We start from the raw sequence: 4,001 nt of genomic DNA on the forward strand, positions 1-4,001 counted from the left end.
CTCTTCGAGCGGGAGGAGCTCGAGGCGCCGCTCGCCGGGCCGGCCGCCGGGCGGGGTGGCGCCGCGGACGCCGCCGTCGACTGGCCCGCGCCGATCGCCGCGCGGCTGGCGGGCGTCGTCGACCTGCCCGCCCTCGCCCCCGTCCTAGAGATCGTCACGCTGCGCGAGGTCTTCACGCTCGGCCGGGCCGGTGAGCCGGTCGCCGAGGTCGCCTTCGACGAGGTGACCTGCAGGCCGCCCCGCGCCGGCGCGGCAGGCGCGCTCATCGAGGAGGCAGCCTTCTCCGAGGTCGAGGTCGAGGCGCTCGGAGAGGGCACCGCCGAGGATCTGCGCCGGGTGGGAGCCGCCCTGGAGGCGCTGCTGCCGCTCGTTGCCGGCGACGTGAGCAAGCTCGAACGCGCCTCGGCGCTGCTGGCGCCCTTCCTGTAGGGCGCGGGAGCGCGGCACCCCCGAGGCTATACTCGGGCATGGCGAACAGCGCGCATCCCGAACGCGACGAGCGTATCTTCGAGCTCATCGACCAGGAGTTCGACCGCCAGGCCGGCGGCCTCGAACTGATCGCCTCGGAGAACTTCGTCTCGAGGCAGGTCATGGAGGCCGTCGGTTCGGTCCTCACCAACAAGTACGCCGAGGGGTACCCGGGCAAGCGCTACTACGGCGGCTGCGAGGTCGTCGACCTGGTGGAGCAGCTCGCCATCGACCGCGCCAAGGCGCTCTTCGGCGCCGGTTGGGCGAACGTGCAGCCGCACTCCGGCTCGAACGCCAACTTCGCCGCCTACTACTCGCTGCTCGAGCACGGCGCGAAGGTCCTCGGCATGGACCTGGCGCACGGCGGTCACCTGACGCACGGCTCGCCCGTCAACTTCTCCGGTCGCTCCTACGAGGTCGTCGGCTACCCGGTCGACCGCGAGAGCGAGACCATCGACTACGCCGCGGTGCGGCGCCTGGCGCTCGAGCACCGCCCGAAGATGATCATCGCCGGCGCCAGCGCCTACAGCCGCTTCATCGACTTCGCGGCGTTCAGGGCCGTCGCCGACGAGGTGGGGGCGTACCTCCTGGCGGACGTCGCCCACATCGCCGGTCCCATCGCGGCCGGGCTGCACCCGCACCCGCTACCGCACGCGCACGTGGTGACGAGCACCACGCACAAGACGTTGCGGGGCCCACGCGGCGGCCTCATCTTCGGCAACGACGAGGAGATCGGCAAGAAGATCGACCGCACCATCTTCCCCGGCATCCAGGGCGGTCCGCTGGAGCACGTCATCGCCGGCAAGGCGGTGGCGTTCCACGAGGCCCTCGCTCCCGCCTTCCGCGACTACCAGGCAACCATCCTGGCCAACGCCAAGGAGCTGGCGGCGCGGCTCGCCGAGCGCGGTTACCGCATCGTGTCGGGAGGCACGGACAACCACCTCTTCGTCATCGACCTGCAGGGCAAGGGCATGACGGGCAACACGGCCAGCCGGCGGCTGGACAAAGCCGGCATCACCGTCAGCAAGAGCATGGTGCCCTTCGACCCGGAGAAGCCGTGGGTCACCTCCGGCATCCGCATCGGCACCCCCGCCATCACCACGCGCGGGTTCACCCCGGCCGAGATGCCCCTCGTCGCCGACCTCATCGACCGAGGCCTGCGGGGCGACGACGCGGAGGCGGTGGCGGCCGCCGTGCGAGAGCTGGCCCTGGCGCACCCCATGCCGAGCTGAGCGCCCCACCGCGCCGCAGGGCCGCGCCCGTCGGCGGCGTCCGGACCCCGATGTTCAGCGGCGTTGGCGCAGTCGCTCCATGCTCTCGCGAAGGCTGATGCGCATGCGCTCGACCGCGCCGGCTATCTGGCCCAGCTCGTCGTCGCGCGCAAGCTCGACCGGTGCGTCTAGGTCACCGTGACTGATCCGGTCCGTGGCGACCAACAGGTAACCGATGGACTCCCGGAGGCCGCGCGTCAGCGACAGGGTAGCCAGCAGCCCGAACAGCACGGGCACGAGCCCGACGAGCAGGGCGGTGAGCAGGCCCGCACCGACCAGACGGGCGGCGCTCGGCACGGCCCCGGCCACCACGGCCCCCCCGACGGCTCCCAGGCGGTGGATCTGCGCCCCGGCCACCGTCGGGTCGACGGTGCCCAACCCCACCAACGCCAGCAGCTCCCCGGCCGTGACCCTCAGGCCGCCCAGCCAGTCGCCGGCGGCCGCCGGCTCCTCGACCGGGCCGGCCAGCGCCGCGCGCGCCCGCGCCAGGGCGGCGTCGCGCACGTCCTCCGGGAACGCCTCCAGACCGGCGCGGCCGCGGTACCACGCCACGAGCGGCGACTGATCGGCGTCGACGAGCAGAAGGTGATCGACCCCCCAGCCGCCCGCCGCGCCGCGCGCCTGCACCGCGTCGAGCTCGAGCCTGAGGATGGGAGCCGATAGCGGGAGCCCGCCGGACAGGCCCTCCACCGTGGCGGCCACCGCGTCGACGACGCTGCTCACGCGGCGCTGCTCCTCCTGCCGCAGGACCGGCAGCACCGCGAGCACCACCGCGAGCAGGGTGACCACCAGCGTGAGTAGCGCCGGGAGCGTGACGGCGCTGGCGATGCGCCGCCGCAACCCGCTCCGCTCGAGCCGGGGCGGGTTGCGCACCAGCGTCGTGCGGGTCGGGTCGCGCGGGGGCTGCGTGGTGGCCTGCCCGGCCTGCGGCGCCTCGCGCCGCTCCTCGCCGGTGGCGCGGACCCGCTCATGCGTGCCGTAGACACCGGCGTCGCCGGCCCCGTCCGTGGGGTCGCCTTGCTGCTCGTCCGCCGCGCGTCCCGCTTCGCCGGGCGCCGGCTCGTCCGCCGGGCCGTCCGGACCCGCCTCGGAGGCCCCCTCGGGCGTCGACGCCTGAGCGGTGGCGGCCTCGAGCCCCGCCGCCGTCAGCCTCGCCCGCTCGTTGGCCACCAGGTCGACGACGGGGCCGTCCAGGGTCCCCTCGCGCACCTCGACCACCAGGCCGGCCCCCTGCATGACCTCCTGGACGCGGCGCGCGTCGCGCTCCGGCACGGGGCGCGTCACCGGCCCCGGCGCCTTACTGAGGAGCTTGAGCACGTTGTCGGGCGAGATCGGCAGCCCCTTGGCCACCTCGGCCGCTGCAGCCGGCAGGTCGGCCGGTAGGGGCTCCAACACGGAGACGACGTAGTTCACGGTTCCCTCCCCCGCTCGAGCGGGCTCAAGGCGAAGATCGTTCGCAACTGATCGGCGCGCCGCGCGAACTCGAGGCGCCGGTCGCCGTTGGGGAACGCCCGCGTCACCTCCGAGACGAACTCGTCCACCAGCGCGAGGGGCAGCGCGTCCTGACTGACGCCCAGCTCGATGAGGGCGTCCTCCACCACGATGCTGCCCACGGGCCCGAGCAGGTCGACCGCCTCGCGCGTCAACTCGCGCGCGAAGCGCGGGTCGGCCACCTTGAGGGCGGCGAACTCGACGAGGCCGTGATCGAGGAGTTCCTGGGCCGCCGCCGTGAGGTCGGCGAGTGGCGCGCCGCTGCCCGCCGCCAGGTCGCGCAAGCTGCTCGTGCCGTCCATGCTGCGCCAGAGATGCAGCGCGCCGAGCGACAGCATGACCGTCTCGTCGGCGCCGCGACGCTGCACCACGCGCAAGACGGTGTCGGCCGCCAGGCCCGGCTCCGCCCGCACCGCTCCGGCGTCGGCGAGGTGGGTGGCCTCGAGCAGCAGCGTGTCGACGTTGCGGCTCATGCTGCGGCGCGGCGCGACCACCCCGGGGCGGAACGAGAAGCGGCCCTCACGCCATTCCAGCAGCGCGGTGAGCGCCGCGAGGTCGTAGAGCGGGCGCGCCTCGACGAAGACGACCTTGCCGTCCTCGAGGTAGATCTGGCCGTGACGCCGCGCCGGGTGAGCCAGGGACAGGCAGCCGGTGCCCTGGCTCAGTTGCAGGTACTGCAGCACGTTGGCCACCACCCCCTCACCCAAGCGACCGTTCAGCGTCGTCACTCAACCACCTCGATCGCTCCGCATGTTACCAGCGCGCCGCGCC

At 73.8% G+C, this 4,001-nt stretch carries 4 protein-coding genes; 2 read left to right on the forward strand and 2 right to left on the reverse strand.

The genetic code is table 11. The features are described 5' to 3' along the window. Both H3C53_02065 and H3C53_02070 read left to right on the forward strand, forming a co-directional pair. The coding region (locus H3C53_02065) for a hypothetical protein (protein ID MBW7915461.1) at window positions 1–429 on the forward strand (429 nt) is incomplete at its 5' end. Between the two features lie 38 nt (window positions 430–467). Next, window positions 468–1,700 carry a serine hydroxymethyltransferase gene (locus tag H3C53_02070; GenBank protein ID MBW7915462.1) on the forward strand — a complete coding sequence of 411 codons (1,233 nt, stop codon included), beginning with the start codon at window positions 468–470 and terminating at the stop codon, window positions 1,698–1,700. A gap of 54 nt (window positions 1,701–1,754) precedes the next feature. Here H3C53_02070 and H3C53_02075 read toward each other — a convergent pair whose 3' ends face one another. Both H3C53_02075 and H3C53_02080 read right to left on the reverse strand, forming a co-directional pair. Beyond that, window positions 1,755–3,152, reverse strand: coding sequence for a HAMP domain-containing protein (locus H3C53_02075; GenBank protein ID MBW7915463.1), 1,398 nt, complete (start codon window positions 3,150–3,152; stop codon window positions 1,755–1,757). Continuing rightward, complete coding sequence (locus H3C53_02080; protein MBW7915464.1) at window positions 3,149–3,958, reverse strand: DUF4388 domain-containing protein; 810 nt, start codon at window positions 3,956–3,958, stop codon at window positions 3,149–3,151. Before H3C53_02080 ends, H3C53_02075 begins: the two co-directional genes overlap by 4 nt. Window positions 3,959–4,001 lie beyond the last annotated feature (43 nt).

Source organism: Trueperaceae bacterium (assembly GCA_019454765.1).
Classification (GTDB): Bacteria; Deinococcota; Deinococci; order Deinococcales; family Trueperaceae; genus JAAYYF01.

Bases quoted from the DNA above. Each gene is read 5' to 3' on its own strand.
- H3C53_02070 (MBW7915462.1), top strand. From the start codon at position 468: ATGGCGAACAGCGCGCATCCCGAACGCGACGAGCGTATCTTCGAGCTC.